Origin of the sequence: Streptococcus oralis (genome assembly GCF_023109195.1) — a bacterium.
GTDB lineage: Bacteria > Bacillota > Bacilli > Lactobacillales > Streptococcaceae > Streptococcus > Streptococcus oralis_BV.
Genome location: NZ_JALDUB010000001.1, coordinates 544,334 through 563,396 on the forward strand (window position 1 = coordinate 544,334; position 19,063 = coordinate 563,396).

Annotated in this window: 19 protein-coding genes; 3 read left to right on the forward strand and 16 right to left on the reverse strand. The window is 40.3% G+C overall.

Annotated elements, in window-relative coordinates; all coding sequences use genetic code 11:
• Window positions 1-12: 12 nt before the first annotated feature.
• The 9 genes from M1F65_RS02635 to ylqF form a co-directional block, all read right to left on the reverse strand.
• Window positions 13-246 carry a hypothetical protein gene (locus tag M1F65_RS02635; protein WP_084878274.1) on the reverse strand — a complete coding sequence of 78 codons (234 nt, stop codon included), beginning with the start codon at window positions 244-246 and terminating at the stop codon, window positions 13-15.
• Window positions 246-668: a hypothetical protein gene (locus M1F65_RS02640; RefSeq protein WP_247925413.1), complete on the reverse strand. Its 423-nt coding sequence runs from the start codon at window positions 666-668 to the stop codon at window positions 246-248. Before M1F65_RS02640 ends, M1F65_RS02635 begins: the two co-directional genes overlap by 1 nt.
• 100 nt (window positions 669-768) lie before the next feature.
• Window positions 769-1,212, reverse strand: coding sequence for a hypothetical protein (locus M1F65_RS02645; protein WP_247925414.1), 444 nt, complete (start codon window positions 1,210-1,212; stop codon window positions 769-771).
• Window positions 1,213-1,308: 96 nt separating this feature from the next.
• Complete coding sequence (locus M1F65_RS02650) at window positions 1,309-1,734, reverse strand: hypothetical protein (protein ID WP_247925416.1); 426 nt, start codon at window positions 1,732-1,734, stop codon at window positions 1,309-1,311.
• Between the two features lie 100 nt (window positions 1,735-1,834).
• A complete protein-coding gene (locus M1F65_RS02655; protein ID WP_247925418.1) occupies window positions 1,835-2,269 on the reverse strand; it encodes a hypothetical protein in 435 nt (144 codons plus the stop codon).
• Between the two features lie 149 nt (window positions 2,270-2,418).
• Window positions 2,419-3,165: a CPBP family intramembrane glutamic endopeptidase gene (locus M1F65_RS02660; protein WP_247925420.1), complete on the reverse strand. Its 747-nt coding sequence runs from the start codon at window positions 3,163-3,165 to the stop codon at window positions 2,419-2,421.
• A gap of 52 nt (window positions 3,166-3,217) precedes the next feature.
• Entirely contained in the window at window positions 3,218-4,768 is a 1,551-nt protein-coding gene (locus tag M1F65_RS02665; RefSeq protein ID WP_247925422.1) for a ClC family H(+)/Cl(-) exchange transporter, read from the reverse strand.
• Window positions 4,769-4,780: 12 nt separating this feature from the next.
• The gene (locus M1F65_RS02670; RefSeq protein WP_247925423.1) at window positions 4,781-5,560 is read right to left on the reverse strand and encodes a ribonuclease HII; all 780 of its coding nucleotides are present in this window, start codon (window positions 5,558-5,560) and stop codon (window positions 4,781-4,783) included.
• On the reverse strand, window positions 5,547-6,398 hold the full coding sequence (gene ylqF / locus M1F65_RS02675) for a ribosome biogenesis GTPase YlqF (RefSeq protein WP_247925424.1): 852 nt from the start codon (window positions 6,396-6,398) through the stop codon (window positions 5,547-5,549). Before ylqF ends, M1F65_RS02670 begins: the two co-directional genes overlap by 14 nt.
• 215 nt (window positions 6,399-6,613) lie before the next feature.
• Between ylqF and mazE the strand changes: the two genes are divergently transcribed.
• Both mazE and M1F65_RS02685 read left to right on the forward strand, forming a co-directional pair.
• Window positions 6,614-6,829, forward strand: coding sequence for a type II toxin-antitoxin system PemI/MazE family antitoxin (gene mazE, locus M1F65_RS02680; protein ID WP_070657813.1), 216 nt, complete (start codon window positions 6,614-6,616; stop codon window positions 6,827-6,829).
• The gene (locus M1F65_RS02685; RefSeq protein ID WP_070657814.1) at window positions 6,813-7,169 is read left to right on the forward strand and encodes a type II toxin-antitoxin system PemK/MazF family toxin; all 357 of its coding nucleotides are present in this window, start codon (window positions 6,813-6,815) and stop codon (window positions 7,167-7,169) included. The genes mazE and M1F65_RS02685 overlap by 17 nt, the downstream gene beginning before the upstream one ends.
• Window positions 7,170-7,202: 33 nt before the next feature.
• Here the strand turns inward: M1F65_RS02685 and M1F65_RS02690 are convergent, their stop codons facing one another.
• The 5 genes from M1F65_RS02690 to M1F65_RS02710 all read right to left on the reverse strand — a co-directional run bounded on the left by M1F65_RS02690 (window position 7,203) and on the right by M1F65_RS02710 (window position 16,304).
• Window positions 7,203-8,381, reverse strand: a complete 1,179-nt coding sequence (locus M1F65_RS02690; protein WP_247925425.1) for a hypothetical protein — start codon at window positions 8,379-8,381, stop codon at window positions 7,203-7,205.
• 17 nt (window positions 8,382-8,398) lie between these two features.
• Window positions 8,399-12,052 (reverse strand): helicase-exonuclease AddAB subunit AddA, encoded by a 3,654-nt coding sequence (gene addA, locus M1F65_RS02695; protein WP_247925427.1) that lies wholly within the window; start codon window positions 12,050-12,052, stop codon window positions 8,399-8,401.
• The gene (gene rexB, locus M1F65_RS02700) at window positions 12,049-15,324 is read right to left on the reverse strand and encodes an ATP-dependent nuclease subunit B (RefSeq protein WP_247925428.1); all 3,276 of its coding nucleotides are present in this window, start codon (window positions 15,322-15,324) and stop codon (window positions 12,049-12,051) included. Before rexB ends, addA begins: the two co-directional genes overlap by 4 nt.
• Before the next feature lie 106 nt (window positions 15,325-15,430).
• Complete coding sequence (locus M1F65_RS02705; RefSeq protein ID WP_084944528.1) at window positions 15,431-15,850, reverse strand: EVE domain-containing protein; 420 nt, start codon at window positions 15,848-15,850, stop codon at window positions 15,431-15,433.
• On the reverse strand, window positions 15,843-16,304 hold the full coding sequence (locus M1F65_RS02710) for a MarR family winged helix-turn-helix transcriptional regulator (protein ID WP_247925430.1): 462 nt from the start codon (window positions 16,302-16,304) through the stop codon (window positions 15,843-15,845). Before M1F65_RS02710 ends, M1F65_RS02705 begins: the two co-directional genes overlap by 8 nt.
• A gap of 146 nt (window positions 16,305-16,450) precedes the next feature.
• Between M1F65_RS02710 and M1F65_RS02715 the strand changes: the two genes are divergently transcribed.
• Window positions 16,451-17,260, forward strand: a complete 810-nt coding sequence (locus M1F65_RS02715) for a Cof-type HAD-IIB family hydrolase (protein WP_195594153.1) — start codon at window positions 16,451-16,453, stop codon at window positions 17,258-17,260.
• Between the two features lie 45 nt (window positions 17,261-17,305).
• On the opposite strand, the gene M1F65_RS02720 is transcribed toward M1F65_RS02715, so the two are convergent.
• Window positions 17,306-18,043 (reverse strand): TraX family protein, encoded by a 738-nt coding sequence (locus M1F65_RS02720; protein ID WP_247924129.1) that lies wholly within the window; start codon window positions 18,041-18,043, stop codon window positions 17,306-17,308.
• Window positions 18,044-18,187: 144 nt separating this feature from the next.
• Window positions 18,188-19,063 (reverse strand): N-carbamoylputrescine amidase, encoded by an 876-nt coding sequence (gene aguB / locus M1F65_RS02725; protein ID WP_247925431.1) that lies wholly within the window; start codon window positions 19,061-19,063, stop codon window positions 18,188-18,190.

A 19,063-nucleotide genomic window follows, 5' to 3' on the forward strand; every position in this document is an offset into this window, starting at 1 on the left:
ACAGATACTGCATCAAACATCAAATCCCGTTACTGGGTCAGACTTAGTGGCAATAACACTGAATTCTTGACCATCTGAGGTAGTTATGGTGTTGGTTTTTTCTAAATCATCAGGAGATATATTTTCAATGAGATTTGAATTGACATAAGTCCTACCGTTACGCTTAGCGAATTCAAGATTTACACTATATACAGCATAATCCCGATTCAAATTGTTTAACTGCTCATCTGTATAGGAAAATGTCATCATTGTTCTCCCGTGCTATTATCTGAATATGTAACAATTACTTTTAAGTCGGTCACTCCTTTGTAATTGTTAAGGAATTGCCTTTTCTCATTGGTCAATGAACCTTGATAATTCTTTTTATCATGGAGTCCATGGCCTATCCTATACTTAGTTTTTCTTTCATCATTAAATTTGATTTCTACATCACAAGACCAGTCACCAGGAGGGTTCGTATATGTTGGATTGGAAATTTTGATTTCTTCTATCCCTTCATATGAATTCTTTAAGGCATTAACCAGACTTACTTCATATTCTCTATTCCGACGTTCTTCTTGGGATTTTCCTAACATACTAAATATAAAAACACCTCCTGTTGTGACAGTTGCGAGTAGTAAAACTATGAATAATGGTTTATAGCTTTTTCTTAATCTGTCTTTACTCATTATCATTTCCTCTTTTTCTCAGCATATTCAGCATTGACACTGTATACATTCTTCCCATGCTTTAATTCATTGAGTTGTTTATCTGTATAACTAAATGCCATTACTGTTCCCCTGTTTCACCATTTGAATATCGTACTAATATTGTAGATTCTGTTTTACCAATGTGTTTTTGAAGTATCGACCATTGTTGATCAATTTCTTCATTAGTATTCCCTTTCATAAGACCATCATGGTTTTCTTTATAGGTTAATCTGTGATTAATTCCATAAGTAATAGTTTGACTATCATTGAACTCTACTGAAATATCACAAGACCACGAACCCGGTTTGTCATTATAGTAAGGATCCATAATCTTAATCTCCTTAATCCCTTGGTAGGAATTCTTTAAGGCATTAACCAGACTTACTTCATATTCTCTATTTCGATGCTCTTCTTGAGACTTCCCTAACAACCTAAACATAAAAATAGCTCCTGCTGTGATGGCTACGAGTAACAAAACGATTAGTAGTCTTATATATCTTTTTTTATTGCTGGAAATATTCATTTAAGCTTTTCTCCTTTTTCTCCTTGAAGACTTTTCGTTCAGACTATAAACAGCATAATCTTGGTTTAAATTATTCATCAGTATAATGGAAATTCATCATAGTTCTCCTTGCTCGCTATCAGAATAAGTAATTCTCACTGACTTTAAAGTTTTCCCTCTATGAGTTTCTAAATACTGCCAATCTTCATTTGTTTCTTGACGGCCACCATAATTGGTTTTATAGTTTAAATGATGATTAATTCCATATGAAAGAGTTCTTTCATCTTTAAATTTAATTTCTACATCACAAGACCACGAACCAAGAGGGCTTGTGTATTCTGGATTAGAAATTTTAATCTCTTCAATCCCTTCATAGGAATTCTTTAAGGCATTCACCAAACTAACTTCATACTCTTTATTCCGATGTTCTTCTTGGGATTTCCCAAACATAGAAAACATAAAAACACCTCCTAATGTGATGAATACGAATAGTAAAACTATGAATAATGGTTTATAGCTTTTTCTTAATCTGTCTTTACTCATTATCATTTCCTCTTTTTCTCAGCATATTCAGCATTGATACTGTATACATTCTTCCCGTGATTTAATTCATTAAGTTGTTTATCAGTATAACTAAATGCCATTATTGCTCTCCTTCGTCATTATTAGAATAAGTTACCCTAATTTTCGAAGCAGTTTTACCCTTGTTTTCATTTAAAAATTGTCGATCTTTTACTCTATTTTCCCATTCCAATGAAGTATCTGTTATTTCTTCAGTGTCTAGAGAATATCCAACACCATACTTAATTTTTACTTCATGTTTAAATTTGATTTCTACATCACAAGACCAGTCACCAGGAGGGTTCGTATATGTTGGATTGGAAATTTTGATTTCTTCTATACCTTCATATGAATTCTTTAAGGCATTTACCAAACTGACTTCATATTCTCTATTTCGACGTTCTTCTTGAGATTTCCCTAACATACTAAATATAAAAATAGCTCCTGCTGTGATGGTTACGAGTAACAAAACGATTAGTATCCTTTTATGGCCTTTTTTATTGCTGGAATTATTCATTTAAGCTTTCCCCTTTTTCTTATTATACAATATTCTAATCATTCTTAACAAAGTAGGAGGGTAAAAATCATACTATATACTTAAAATCAGATTTCTAATTCTTAAAAAACCAAATCTTTTTTGATTTGGTTTAAGGTTTATATTTAATTTTATTTATACCGACTATACTCATCTTTTTTATGTATTATCATATAGCAGGATACCAAGATGACGAAGATTCTAATCAGGTAGGTTTCGTATCGATCAGTGTCTATGGTTAGTTGAGACAAGACGTTAATGATCGAATGTGTCATAACGCAAATCCAGAGATTTTTTGTTTTGATATAAAGAGCTGAGAGTATGAAAGAATTCGTCAGCAATCCAAATAAAAACGGTAGAGTTTGCAGTGTTGCTAGGGAACCATCTATGTAAAAGAACAACAGATGCCAAAGCGCCCAGCTGAAAAAGGTTAAGATTGTTGAGTAAAAATATGGCAACTTTTCTTGTAAAATTGGCTGAAAGACATATCGCCATCCAATCTCTTCTATACCACCAAAGACAATAAATTTGAAGAACATCAAAAATGTGAGATACCAGCTAAATTCTACTATTTTCCCACCAAACATTAGAAAAGAAAAATCAAGGATAATTAGGGAAAAAGATAATAAATAATGTTTATAACTGGTATGAATGTTAAAAAAATCGTTAACGATCTTCTTAAAATGAATATGAAAATAGTGATTTGCAACAATTATTCCCCAAAGAGCTGAGGAAATCCCACCAACAATGATTCCTAAAATAGTTAATAGATTGGAATGAACAGAAAAATGATTCAAGAGAAAGAAAAGGAGGCAAACTGATGCTATTTGGCTAAATGTACCTAGCAAATATACTGCAATTGCCTTATTTCTTTTCATAGAGAATCCTTTCAATAATATTTTACGTAAAATAAATTATGTAAACCAAGGCTTACAACAACAAATCTTTGACTTTTCCAATTTCACTTTTTGGAATCACCAGGTGAATCATATCACCCAGATACATTCTAGTTGAGCCGTTAACGGTTTGGCTCTTGCCATTATGGACTTGGGTGGTGATGAGTACGTTATGTGGCAAGTTGAGTTCGTGAACCTGTTTTCCAGCGATTTTATCTGATACAGGGATTTCAATGAGGGTGACTTCTCCTTCGTCTGTCGCTTCTTCTGGCAGCATTTTTTCGAGCATGGCCTCATAGACTGGAGCACCCTTGAGTAGATCCATGACGATGTAAGCTACCAAGGTCACTAAGCCAAGTGGCATGAGGTTGCGAATGTCCCCTACCATCTCAGTAACAAGTATCATAGCGGTTAAGGGAGCCTTGGAAATCGCTCCAAAATATCCACTCATCCCTAGAATGACAAATATAGGGAATTGCTCCTGACTGACAAGTCCAAAATTCACACAAATGACACCGACTAGGGCACCAAGTAAGGAACCAAGTGCCAAAATGGGTAGGAAAATTCCTCCTGGGAGGCCACTTCCATAACTAATCATGCTCCAAATAAAGCGGATCAAAAAGTAAGCTAATAGAACTTGGAAACTAAAATTTTGCTCAGTTAGGGAAAGAACAAGCTGATTTCCACCCCCAAGGATTTGTGGCAAGAAAATCCCGACTGGTATGATAAGGATAAAGGCTAGGATTGGATAATAAGCTTTATCCAAATGAATTTTTTGACCAATCCAGTCATAAATTCGACCAACATTGAGTACAGCTTTCTCATAGAGAAAACCAGAAAGCCCGAGAAAAACTCCCATAAGGAGATAAATCCAATACTGGTCTAGGGTCATGAGAGGAATGTTGTCTGGCATATCCAGTACGGGTGTTAGGCCAAATATGAGTAGTGAGACAAAGTTTGCTACGAGACTGGCTGCTAGAGTTGAGACCCAGAAAAAGCGGGAAAAATGGTGATAGACTTCTTCTACAACAAAGAGGAGACCTGCAATTGGTGCATTAAAGGCAGCTGCTAATCCTGCAGCAGCTCCACTGGCAATCAGGGAACGTTCCTCTACTGGGCTAGATTTGAGCCACTTGGCAATACCTTTACCACCAACTGCTCCAAGTTGAATACTTGGCCCTTCTCGACCTAGCATGAGCCCACTGGCAATAGCAAGAATTCCTAATACATATTTCTTCCAGAGAACACTCCACCAGTTAAGAGTCATGAGTCCCTTTAGTTCGGCTTCGACTTGAGGAATTCCTGAACCCTTGATATCTTTTTCTGACCGAGTTAGTTTCGCACTAAGCCAGCAAACTATTACATAAAATAGGCCAATGATAAAAAGATTGCGCACAAGGTGCGCTTGATCTTGATAAAGTTCTTGTATCAGATGGAAACCCTTTTCGATTAAGAAACGAAAGGATCCGACGATTAGCCCGACGACGAGACCAACAATGATTCCTCGTCCAACTTGGGATAATATGGTGCTTGAGGCAAAGGCAAATTCTTTCTTGGAACTGAGTGTTTCTGACTGTTCCTCCATAATCATTTCCTCTTACTTGTCTTTCTTAGTTAAAACCAGTGTTTTGACTGGTTCAAAACTGGTTCGGTGAATTGGGGTGACACCTAGTTTTTCCAGTCCTTCTAGATGTTTAGCTGTTCCATAACCTGCATTAGCTGTAAAATCATAGCCGGGATATTGCTGATCGTATTCTTTCATCAATTCATCCCGTGTCACCTTGGCTACTATAGATGCGGCTGCGATTGAGAGGGAGTTGGCATCTCCTTTAATGATTGCTGTTTGGGAAATCGACAAATCCAGTTTCATGGCATCGATCAAGAGGTGCTCAGGTTGCGGACTGAGCTGGGAGATTGCTTCCTTCATGGCTAGTTTGGTAGCTTCATAGATATTGACTTGGTCGATGACCTGATTATCCATGATACCAATACCGATTGCTAAGGCTTGGTCTTGAACAGCATGATAAATTTCCAGATGTTTCTTTTTGGGGATTTTTTTACTATCGTTGAGGCCTTTAATCTTACAATTTTTAGGTAAAATAACAGCTGCAGCAACTACAGGGCCAGCAAGAGGACCACGTCCAACCTCATCAACACCTGCAATTAGGGTCAATCCTTGCTTGTAAAGCTCTTTTTCGTAGGAAAGCATGGATTCCAGGCGAAGGTCTTCATCCATTTCAGCCTGAATGGCTTTTTTACGCTTGTTGATTTCCTTTTGAACCCCAGAACGAGGATCTTTTTCGAATTCCAGAAAAAGGGGATTGTCTAATTCTTTGACAGTGGCAAGAACTTCTCTGATTTCTTTAATCGTTGTCATCAATGTCGTCCAATGTATCTAAGGTGTAGTTACCGAGTTTTCCATCACGTACTTCCTTGACGAAGAGGCTGTAAAAGCGGTCGTAGTCGTCTCGGAAACCAAGGGCACGTGTCATATCCATGATAATAACAGGTGCTTCTTCTTCTATCTTCATTTGTTTGAAGCGTTCAGCTAGCTTTTCTGGATAATGTTTTTTGAAATAATTGAGACCAAAAATGGTCACTTCATCCATAGGAAGCAACTGGTCTTTAATGGCTCCTGTTAGGGCTAGTTTCAAAGCTACGGTTTCTTCTTCGAACTTAGGCCAGAGAATCCCTGGTGTGTCTAGGATTTCAAGGTCTTTGTTGGTTTTGAGCCACTGTTGCCCCTTGGTAACACCTGGTTTATTGCCGACAACTGCAATCTTTTTCCCAGCCAAACGGTTCATGAGAGTTGACTTACCGGCATTTGGAATTCCGATAATCATGGTCCGCAAGGTTTCAATTTTGATACCGCGTTCTTTCTGGCGTGCAATCTTATCAGCCATGAGCTTTTTAGCGGCATCCGTCACAACTTTTACAGTCACTTGCTCTTTGGAGTTGATAGCCAGAGTTTGGATTCCCTGTGATTCAAAATACTGACGCCATTCTTTGGTCATTGCTGGGTCTGCTAGGTCAGCCTTGTTCAAAATCAAGAGTTTAGGTTTATCACCCACAATCTTGGTTAACATAGGATTTTGACTAGATAAAGGTAGCCGAGCATCCACCAAAATCGTCACAAAATCAACAAATTTTAAATTCTCCTGAACTTGCCGCCGAGCCTTAGACATGTGACCCGGAAACCATTGAATAGTAGCCATAAACATTTCCCCTTCCGACTAAAAAAAACGTAGTAAAAACGTTTTCTTTCTTACTACCTATTCTATCATAAATGAGGAACTTTTGCACAGGCTTTGACCACAATAAACGACAAATAGTATTGGTCCGAAACATCCTTGATGCCAGTAAGGATTTACTTGACTTTTTTTGTTTTCAAGTATATACTTAGTGTATACTAATTCGTGGAGGTAGAGCGATGAATACAGTAAAGACTCGGAAGGTAGGGAATTCTCTCACTGTGACTATTCCTAAAAATTTGGGGATGACAGAAGGTCAAGAAATGGTTGTCTACAAAGGGATTGACGGAGTCATTGTCTTAGCTCCAAAACTGAAAGATCCTTTTGATGGGATTACTGATTTGAGAATGACAAACGATTTTGAAGGGGTATGGTTACTTGATAACGAAATCTGACTATATTCCTGAAAAGCAGGATATCATTTGGCTGGACTTTGATCCATCAGTCGGTCGAGAAATCCAGAAACGGCGACCTGCCTTAGTCGTTTCTAGGAGAGAATATGCCTTGCAAACTGGTTTTGTGGCTGTCTGTCCTATCACTCACGGCCAACAACGGTTGGCAGAAAAAGGCTTGCTCGTTCCTGTCTCGTCGGATAAGGTAGATGGCGCTGTCAATCCATTTCAACTGTATACTTTTGATTTTCGGATGCGAAATGCTCAAAAAATAACAAGAATGGACACGCAGTGTTTTCAGAAAGTCGTCCAACTTTACCAGTACATCTTTGGAGATACTTAAATCCTACCATGCATAGACAAGGTAGGATTTTTTCTATATGAGTAACCTATCTAAAAACGGATGAAGACAATTGAGGAGAATCCCTCTAGTCCAACTTTCTTGTGCAGATGATAGATGTTCTGCCTGAAGGCATTCTTTTAGAAAATCGCGGACTTGTTCTGGTGCAATTTCAAACTCAAAGACTTTCATCTTGTAGAAAAAGTCTATGAGATGCTCAGATAAGTAATCATCTGAAAAGGCTACTTCTCCACTTTTTCGATATTCTAATAGAAGTCGAGAAAATCTAGCTTTTTCATCAGGCAAATCCCGAAAATAGGAATTAAGAAGCCAAGTCTGCTTCTGCTTTCGTTCAATAGGATCTTGACTTGCAATTCGCTGATCCTTTTCCAGCTCCTTTTGGTTTTGTTTAGCCTTGATAGCCCGTTCTTCTCTATTTTTTCCAAAGAGGATTTTCTCCCATTTTCGTTCTTCTTGGGTCAAGGTTTCTGTAAAGCCAAAGTAATCTTGATAGGCTCGTTCTGCAGGTCCCATGGCAAGAATGAGGTTGTCAGCGTATTGCTTAGCGATTTTATCTCTTTTCTTGCGTTCTTTCTCCGCTTGAATCCGTAAATGCTGCTCGTAGTAGATTTTCTCCTTGCCTAGTTTGACAAGGTAGAGTTGGTCATCTGTCTTACCAAGTAAAAAAGGTTTGATACACTTTTCCAGCACTTCTTCCATACGAGCCTTTTTCTTTGGCTCTGCCTTGGTCCAACTTCCGCCTTGAAAGACCTCTAAGAAGAGCTGATAGTCTCTCTCAGGCACGAATTGATTGCCACGATTGGCTTTGAAAACACCTTTCTCCCAAAACCATTTTAGCAGTCGTTCGTCAAAATTGCTTTTATTGACCTTGATTTTTTCCTTTTTCTGAGCCTTTTTGGTTAGGTTTTCAACTTTTCTGAGTAGTTTTTCTTCCTCTTCTAGTTGCTGATCGAGGCTAATACGATGAAAATGGCGAACACAGTCGCTTCCTATAGGAAAGAGACGTTGACCTGTAACTCCGTTAAAGAGTTCGTAGGCGTATTTAATGGCATTTCCGCAGATACAATTACTACGCCCAATACCATTAAAAATCAAGGAAACTTCATTCCATTCCTTGGTAGCTTGATCCCAAGTATCAGCTTTTGAAGCTTGTAAAACTGCATCGTGCAGGGATTTTCTAACTGGAAGTGTCATGAGGTCTCCTTTCTAGATTATATTTTTACAACTTGTACCTCATCTTTGCCGAGCAAAATCAAGGATTTTTCAATGTTTTCAATCGAATAGGCTCGTGATAAAGCTTCTCCATAGAGCGCTAACTGCCCACGATAGCGTTCAATAAGCTGATTTGGTTGATCGTAACGGTCAGTCTTATAGTCAAAGAGGACAATTCGGTCTTGATAGAGTAAATACCCATCTAGAATCCCACGAACAACAAAGTCTTCCTGACTCTTTTGATCTTTTTTGAGCATAGAGAAAGGTTGCTCGCGGTAGAGATGGTCGGTATTAGCGAGAATCTCCTGACCAAGTGGTGTGTCAAAGAATGCAAGGATTTTAGAAAGATTGATCTTATCTCTGACACCTGGGCTGGTTTGAACTTGTTTGAGAGTTTCTGTTAGACTACCAAGTGTTGGTTGCTGACTAAGATCAATTCTTTGCATGAGTTCGTGGATTGCACTACCAATCTCAGCTCCTGTTACCTTTTCTTTAGTTGAAAAATCTGGTAAATCAAAGCTGATTTGCTTCTCCGGTGATTGAGTTTGGTTAGTAATTTCTACCCCTTCCATATCCATAACAGGTTCATAGAATTTCTTGATCTGACTTGGAGTTTGGACACTAGGAAGCTCAATGGCTGCGCGGTGAAGAGTATTATAAACTTCCACCTCTTTCAGCATTTCCAAAGCTTCTTTGATAGTTTCTGACTGGCGATTGTCTGCTTGAGAGCTATCTTGGAGAGGGCTCTTGTTTTCCAATTCTCCGATAGCTTCTCTAGTCAACTGGTCTTCACCAACAAAACGATAGCTAAAGTTGAGATTGTCCTTGGTAAATACTTTACTGATAGCCCAGACCCAATCTTGGAAATTTCTTGCTTGCAGTCTGGTATTGCTATCTAATTTTCCGTTATTTGCTGCTGGGTATTCCTTGGCTTCTAACTTTTCACGAGACCCCTTACCGACAAGATAGAGCTTTTTCTCAGCCCTCGTCATTGCAACATACAGCAAACGCATCTGCTCTGAATAGCTAGCCAATTGCAGTTCTTTCTCATTCTGCGTATAAGTTAGGCTAGGAATGGAGAGTTTGATAGTTTTAGGATAGTGTGCTTCCACTGCTCCTGTTTCCACCCTGGCAATGTATTTGACACCAAGCCCATTTTGACGGCTGAGAATGACGTCTGACATTGAGTCTTGCTTGTTGAAGTCCTGATCCATGTTGAGGATAAAGACGTAAGGAAATTCCAATCCTTTGCTCTTGTGAATGGTCATAAGTTCCACGGCATCTTTAGGCGGTGCGACGGCTACGCTTGCGAGGTCATGCTGGGCTTCTAGAACTTGGTCAATCATACGGATAAAACGAGACAAGCCCTTGAAATTACTCTTTTCAAACTGATCTGCTCGCAGAGCTAGGGCATAGAGATTGGCTTGTCTGGCTGGACCATTGGGCAAGGCCCCAACATAGTCATAGTAAAAACGGTCATTATAAATCTTCCAAATCAAGTCATAGAGAGAGTGGGTTTTGGCATACAAGCGCCAAGAATCCAAGATATCAATGAACTGATTTAATTTTTCAGCTAGAGCTGTATAAATCAAGTTTTTCTGGCTTGTTGCCTGTTTTTGAGCATTGACCAGTTTCTCATAGAGATTTTCTTGTACCTTATCTTCTACTTTCTGAAGGGATAAGCGTGCCAACTCGTCCTCATCAAAACCAAACATAGGAGACTTCATCAGAGCAACTAAGGCATAGTCTTGCAGAGGATTGTGAATGACGCGCAGGGTGTCCAGCATGACTTGTACTTCTAGGGATTGGAGGTAATTGTTTTGCTCTCCGTCGGTTTTAACTGGAATTCCGTACTCTGACAGGGCGAGGAGAATCTGGTCATTTCGACTGCGGCTAGAGGTCAAAAGGGCTATTTCTTTGAAAGCAACACCTTTTTCCTGATGAAGCTTCAGGATTTCCTTGATGACCAGACGCATTTCCCCAGTGAGTTTAGTTTCTGTTTGGCTCTCTTCCTCCTCTTGCCCGCTGTCGTCCTTATCGTAGAGGAGAAATTCTGCCTTGTTGTCTGGATTGGGAGTTAGTTTGCTATTGGCAAAAACAAGCTGGTGCATGCTGTCATAGTTGATTTCTCCAATCTCTTGGTCCATGAGTCGTTCAAAGACATGGTTGGTTGCAGATAGCACTTCCGAACTACTACGAAAATTTTCCTTGAGGAGAATCAACTTGCCTTCTTGAGGATTATGCGCATAGCGTTGGAATTTTTCATTGAAAATCTGCGGATCTGCCTGACGGAAACGGTAGATAGACTGCTTGATATCTCCAACCATAAAGCGATTGTGACCATTCGACAGCAACTCCAGCATCCGTTCTTGAATGTGGTTGGTATCCTGATACTCATCGACCATGACTTCGTGGAATCGTTCCTGATAAGCCTTGCGGACTTGTGGGAAATTCTCTAGAATTTCAATGGTGTAATGGCTGATATCAGCGAATTCAAAGGCATTCTCCTGGCGTTTACGTTCACGATAGGCCTCCACAAAATCACTCATAAATGTTTGGAAGGTTTTAGATAACTCCCAGGTGTCTCCATGATAACGCTCTTGATAGTCGAGAATGGTTATCTGGTCTGACAGTTGTCCTAGTTTAGCAAACTGGGCCTTTCTCTCATCGTTATAGGCATCAGCCAGTGGCTTCAAATCGGCCTTACGACTAGAATTAGCTAGAGCTCGACCATTCTTTTCTTTCGATATTGCGACAACACGCGTAAGCACTGCTTGATAAGCCTGGCTATCGGACTCTTGATTTATGGAGCTAATTTGATCCAGAACCTGTTGAACAGCTTCTAAATAGGTAGCTTTGGGAAACTCCTTGGCATCATTATCCAGATGATAACGGAAAAAGATTTCCAAATCCCAAAGCGCCTGCTTGATTTTCTCAGTTAGTTTTTCTTTTTCACTAGCAAAATCAGCTTCTTCAAACCCTTTGAGGAACGAGTCACTAAGCCATTTTTGAGGATTACTAGTGGATTGAAGGAAATCATAAATTTTGTAGACTTGCTGGCGCAGACCTCTTTCATCCTTGCCACGCCCAGCAAAGTTCTTGACCAATCGACTAAAGCTCTCTTTATTTTCACCTTGGTAATGATCTTCAAAAAACTGATGAAAAACTTCGTTCTTTAAGAGTAACTGTTCACTTTCATTTTGCAGAATACGGAAGTTCGGTGCGATATCAATCAGATAGCCATGTTTTCCTAGGAATTTTTGTGTGAAGGAGTCCATGGTTCCGATGGCAGCGTTTGGCAGGTCTGCCAACTGGCGTCCCAAGTGTTGTTTGAGATCGACATCAACGGTTTCTTGGATTTGCTGGCTGATTTTTTTCTCCAAGCGTTCCTTGAGTTCAGTAGCAGCCTTGACGGTAAAGGTCGAGATAAAGAGTTGACTGATTTCTACACCACGGGCTAATTGGTCCAGAATGCGCTCTGCCATGACAAAGGTTTTCCCTGAACCAGCAGACGCTGAGACTAGGATATTTTGCCCAGCAGTATAAATGGCTTCGATTTGCTCGGCTGTTTTCTTCTGTTCCTTGTTCGAACTCGCTTCTGCTTCTTGCAATTTTTGAATTTCTTCCTCAATTAAAAAGGAAATGGGCTTCATCGATTCAACTCCTCTCTCATTTTTTCAAACCAAGCTTGCTTGAGTTTTTCTCCGACCAGTCGTTTGCCATCGGCTAGGTCTAACTTTTCTAGGAAACGAGCTTGACCAAAATGGTAATTAGCTTCAAATCCTGTAATGGCTTGATGTTGTTGAACGTATGGGGCAATACTTCTTCCGTTCTCTGTGTATGGATTGATGGCGAACTGACCTTGTAAAATCTTCTCAGCTGCCTTCTTGTAAAGATGGGCATTATAGTCTAGTAAGAGCTGGAATTCCTCGCCTGTCAGCTGATTGGCCTTGTTTTTATTGTAAAATTCGCCTAAATGACTACTTTCTTTCTCTAAAAAGAGGCCTTGATATTTCATAGACTTGCTGGCTTCTACTACCGCTCCTGCCAAACTCTTAACGGTCAAGAGAGATTGGACTGATTCAGCCATTTCCAAGTACATGGCACCGAAAAAGTTCTGCTCCCCTTCTCTTTTTAGGGCAGCAAGATAGGTGGGCAGTTGGGAATTAAGCCCATTAAAGAAATGAGGAAACTGGAACTGAGTAAGACTAGACTTGTAGTCTACCACTCCTAACGCTCCATCAGCTTTCAGGCGGTCAATACGGTCAACCTTGCCTCGCACATGGACACTGCGACCATTATCCAACTGGATAAAGGCCTGATCCTTGCCACCAAATGTTGCCTCCTCTTGGATGGTTTCGACGGCTGGATTATGACGAAGGATGTGGCCCGTAGTTCGCGCGACATCAAGTAGAACTTCCTTGGTAAACTGGGCTTCCAAACTTTCCTGATAAATGGCTTCAAATTCGCGTTCTTGACTGGTTTCTTGGATAGCTTGTTCCAGACGTTTGTCAAACGGATTTTCAGCAGGCAGTTTCAAGGCACGCTCAAAAATACGGTGCAAGAAATTCCCGTGACTGCGAGCATCTGGGCGCAGGCGTAATTCTTCCTGCAAACCAAGGACATAACGGAGGAAATAACTGTATTCATTGCGGTAAAACTCCGTCAAACCAGAGGTAGACAGGTAAAACTCCTTGTCAGCTGGATAAAGAGCCTGCAAGGTCTCCTTTGCTAATGGCTTACTGCTTGGACTGGTTGGGAGAGCAGGATTTGTAAGGCCTTTTTGGTCAAGTTTTTTGCCCATGACACGCGCCAAGACCTTGACGAAGGTCACATCTTGTTCACTTTCACTAGAAGCAGCTTGCTGATGATAGGCAACGAGACTAGACAAGAGACTGTGATAAGAACCCATATCTTCTTTGCTAAGTTTTTTATGGTTCATTCTCTTTTCTATTCGGCTAAATCCAAAACTCACCAGTTCCTGAAGATAGGCAGATTCCTTGCTCTCGTTTTCATTGAGAAGGCTGGGTGCTGACAACACCAACTGTTTACGGGCAGCGTTGACTAAAGAAAGCATGGTATAGCGATTTTTCTTGAGGTTTTCACTGCTTGCAATCAGCAATTGTGTTCCCTCTTCTGTCGCTTGGTTTAGACTTTGTCTTTCTTCGTCTGTTAAAAGGCTGGTATTTTGTGCAATTTTTGGTAAATGATCCTGAGTCAGTCCGATAGCATAGACAAAGTCAGCGGTCAGAGGGGCAATCAAATCATAACTCTGCACCAGAACAGTGTCTACTGTTGCTGGAATAGTGCGATACTGAGATAAACTCATCCCAGAATGAAGCAAGGCCATGAAGTCCTCTAGACTCACTTGTGAACCATCAAAAACGGTCGCAAATTGTTCTAAAACATGACAGAAAGCTTTCCAAACTTCGGTTTGTCTTTCCTGTTCTAGAGTTTCCATAGTAGCTGTCAATTCTTGCATCTGCTTGCTTAAAGCAGTATTTTTTAGAAAAATACTCCACTTTTGCAAGAGATTTTCTGCCTTCTGTTTCCGACTGGCAAATAAGGTTTCAAGTGGCGTCAAAACTCGCAGACGAATGGCGTTCAAACGTTCCAAATTGAATTTTCCATGGTGGGATTTTGTGAAGGTCTGCTGAAAAGCTGGCAAGCCATTGATGCCAAGATAGCGGAGATATTGTTCAAAAGCATCAATATCCGCTTGGCCAAGGTCAGTATATAGACCAGTTCTGAGGAGATTAATCAAATCCTCCTGACGAAAACGGTAACGTTTTAAACGTAAAATAGACTCCACATACTGAGTCAAAGGGTGGTGAGCCATGGATTCGCTTCTACCAAGATAGAAAGGAATCTGATACTGGTCAAAAATAGTTTTCAGTGATAACTGGTAAGATGCCACATCACCTAGCAAAATACGGAAATTCTTGTAACTCAGTTCTGGATGGTCATGTAATTTCTGACGAATGCTACGGGCTACTAATTCCAGCTCTTCTTTTTGCGTCAAACAAGACCAGATTTGCAGATTTTCACGGTCCTTCTCATCAACATCTAAAGCGAGTTCTGAAAAGTCATAAGAAGACTCCAGCAAACGAGAGGCTTTGTCAAAACTATCCATTTTCTCATGTGTCTGAGAACGATCCTGAGCAGGTGTTTGGTATTTTGCCCCCAAATGATGAAGAAATTCCACACTGGCTTGGTAGAGATTCCCTTCAGAGAACGGACTGGTATAGGCTTTCTTGCTTGCATAGGCCCCAATAACAATCTCGGCACCTTTGCGATGAAGTAGATCCAATACACGCTCTTCCTCGGCAGAAAAACGGGTAAAGCCATCAATAACCAAGGCAATCTGACTGAAATCACTACTTACCTTGTCATTCTCAATAGCCTCAATCAAATGGGACAACTGACTTCCCTGAGCCAACTGACCTTGATTAAGATAGGCAGTCACTTTCTCAAAAATCAAGAGTAAGTCTGCCCGCTTGTCCTCATCTGTCAAACTTTCCAAGTCCAAAAAGCTCATCTGAGCAGTCGTCATCTCATGATAAAGTTCAACCAACTGCTGGATAAACTGAGGATCTTGCTTAATCGCACCATAAACACGTAAGTCCTTGGGATCGAGTTCCGTAAGGCACTTATAAAAAGCCATCCCAAGACCAATATCATCAAGACTGGTCTTGGCAGGCAAATCATTTAAAACCAGATAACGAGCCATTTGAGCGAAACGCGTGACGGTAATCGCAAAAGAAGCCTGCTGGGACAAGCATTCCAGCACGGCGCGTTCCTTTTCAAAAGAAAGAGAGTTGGGGGCGATGTAGAAGATACGCTTGCCCACAGCAACTAACTCCTCTGCCTCTCTAGTCAGAATTTCTGTCAAAGAAGTCCGAATATCAGTATAAAGTAATTTCATCTCAGCCTCGTTTGCTTTATCAAAGTTTCTTACTCTATTATAGCAAAGTTCGCTTCACAGTCCAAATCCAAAATTTTAGTTGACAATCATTTAACTAGGAAATCAATCATACTCCATCATCCACTTTCATATGCTGAAAGATATAGAGGAAAAAGTCTTTGGAAACTTCAAAATGTCCATAACGAAGTCGAGAAGTATAGTCTTTCCATTCAGGATGTTGTCTGGCTATTTCTATGAAGCAATCTTTGACTGGCTGATAATACTCGACATTTCGTCTAAAGGGAAAGAATCCTTCAAATTGCTCTACTTGATAGGCTTTGTCATCTATAATTTTACCTACGGCCACAAAAGCCTGTAACTTATCTTGACCATTCATATCGTATTTTGGACTATAGTATAAAAGATAGTCACCTTTTTTCATACGATTTAAGGGGCCGCCCTTTCCATGACAGACCTGACAAAAATTTCCCTCAACTCCTCTTAAAACATGGTTCTTCGAAACAACTCCGACCCAATATCTAGGCATTTTTATCCTCCAACACTGCTAACATGCGATTAAAACTTTCTCTATCGTTAGAAAGTTTTTCAAAAAAATTTTCATCAATCCCTTCTACTAAGGGTAAAGCTTGATTGACCTTCTCCGCGCCAGACTTCGTCACTGAGACCAGTTTTGCCCGACTATCCTTTGGATGTTGATCACGTCTAATGTAGTCCTTCTTCTCCAGTAGTCTAACAATCTGGGAAACCGTCATGACATCCATACCAGTGAACCGAGCAATATCAACTTGCGTTACATATTCCTCTCTATTGTTCAAAAACAAGAGCGAGGTTAAAACGATAAATTGAGGCAAAGTGAGGCCAACCGATTTCAAATCTCTTTTTAAATTACTTTCCCATTTGTTGTAAACTTTAATGAAAAGAAGACCTGTAGATTCTGTTTCATCATTTTTGTAAATTGAATTAAAGTGATACTTTGACATTTTTTCTCCTTAAATATTAAGTAAACATATTATATAAGATTTTATTTTCTTTTTCAAGAAAAGGAAAGTCAAATGTTATAATTCTGTCAGACATTTTATAGTCTATATGCTATAATAAAATCAAAACACCTAGAAAAGGAAGTCTTATGATTAAACTACTAGCCTTGGATATGGACGGAACCCTCCTTAACGAAGCCAAGGAAATCCCACAAGCCCACATCACTGCCATTCATCAGGCCATTGAAAAAGGTGTCAAACTGGTTCTCTGTACAGGTCGCCCGCTTTTCGGTGTCCTCCCCTACTATAAAAAACTTGGACTTGACCTCCAGAACGAGTACGTCATTGTCAATAATGGTTGTTCAACTCACCAGACCAGTGACTGGAGTCTAGTTGACTGGCAAGAACTCAGTCCAGCCGACATTGAATACCTTTATGATCTAGCAGAAAAAAGCGACGTCCAGTTAACTCTTTTTGATGAGAAACATTATTTTGTCCTCGGTGGCAAGCCTAATGAAATTGTTCAAAATGATGCCAAGCTAGTCTTTTCAGACCTGACTGAAATCTCCCTTGAGGACGCGACTAGTGGCAAGTATCGGATGTTCCAAGGCATGTTTTTAGGAACAAAAGAGCAAACAGACGATTTTGAGCAGCGGTTTGCTGAGGAACTCTGCCAACGATTTAGCGGAGTTCGTTCACAGCCTGTCATTTATGAAGCCATGCCACTTGGGACTACTAAGGCTACTGCTCTTTCTCGACTAGCAGAGATTTTGAAGATCGAGCCCTCAGAAATTATGGCCATGGGCGATGCCAATAACGATATCGAAATGCTTCAGTTTGCAGGACTTGGCATTGCAATGGGAAATGCCAGCGACCATGTCAAATCCTTAGCCAATGACGTTACAGCCAGCAACGAAGAAGACGGCGTTGCGCGTGCGATTGAGAAGTATATTTTATAAAAAGAAAAGCAAATAGACAGAAATTACTGCTATTTGCTTTTTTAGCTATTTAACCCAATAAGCAATCAGGGTTATAATCCATAGATGAGCTGGGTAGAAAATATAAAAGAAATATTTATTCCAGCTAGTTTCCTTTCCTCGCTGTCCATTATACAAGGCCATAAAAGGAAAGACAGTGATAAAGAGCCAGTCAGAATTGTAAAGCAGCATTTCCAAGGTTTGGTACCAAGTATCATAGGTATGGATAGAAGTCACTAATAGGAAGGCCCACAAAAACGCGTAGAGGAGATTTCGCAATCCCTTGCGATTCCGACAAGAGTAACTAATCAAGAGAAATGGTAGCATGGTGATACCACCCTCAGTAAAAAGACAACCGAAAATCAAGGTACCAGCAACCCCAATCCGACGCCACAACTTCTCTTTTTGATCCAACTCTTTTCGAGGAAAACCAATCCAAAGCATGGTGACACCAATGGCCAAAGTAAAGAAAATATTATTATTGACCATTACCCCTTTGGATGCAAATAGGGCATTGAGTAGGCTATTTCCAGCAAACATGATAAGCGCCCAAGACCAAAGGCGGATGAGGTAGTTTTTCAAATTTCGAGTATAGATAAATCCTTCCATAGCCATATAGGCAAACCAAACTCCCACACAACGGGTCAAGGCGTGAAAGATACCTTCCCACAGTGGAGAAACGATTCCGGTGATATGAGGGATATGGTCTAGAACCATTACTGCCGCCATCAGATACTTCAACTGCGTTGCATTCCATTTTTTCATAATAAACCTCTTTCTTTTTGATCTACATAGAGTATAGCATACATTTCCACGTATAATCGTACACCCATCTTACATTTAAAAAGCCTATCTTACATTTTTGTAAGACAGGCGTGAATATCAAAAATTTATTATGAAAGTTACCTTCTAGTCTGTAATTCGTTGGTACATTTCTGGTCTTCTATCACGAAATAGTCCCCAGTTGAGGCGTTCACTTGCTCCCTTATCAAGATCATAAGAGGCTAATAGAACAGCTTCACCTTGTCTTTCAGCTCTCTCTAGAATAGCTCCTGTTTCATCCGTCATAAAGGAGGAACCGTAGAAGTCAAGTCTGGAACTCTGTCCACCATTTTCCTCACTAGGAGTGACTTCTTCCAAGCCATAGCGATTGGCTGCAATAACTGGGACAATATTTGCTGCTGCGTGCCCTTGCATGGTACGTTGCCAGTGACCACAACTATCAGTATCTAAGATAGGCTCTGAACCGATAGCGGTTGGATAAAAGAGCAATTCTGCCCCATTCAACGCAAGACAGCGCGCTGTTTCAGGGAACCATTGATCCCAACAGATGCCGATCCCAATTTTAGCGTAGCGAGTATCCCAGACCTTGAAACCAGAGTTACCTGGCGAAAAATAAAACTTTTCTTGATAATAATGGTCATCTGGTATGTGGGTCTTCCGATAAACGCCAAGTACCTTTCCATCTGCATCAATGACGGCGATTGAGTTATACAAGACATTCCCATCTTTTTCGTAGAAACTGATGGGTAAAACGACCTTTAGCTCCTTGGCAATGGTTTTAAAATGCTGAATGGCTGTATTTTCTGTCACCGACTGGGCATACTGGTAGTAGTCATACTGACGTTCCTGACAGAAATAGGGACGTTCAAACAACTCCGGCAAGAGAATAATTTGTGCGCCTTGTTTTGCAGCTTGGCGAACTAAACGTTCCGCTGTTTGGATATTCGTTGCCACATCATTAGCACATTGCATCTGGATCGCTGCAACTCTTACATTTCTCAT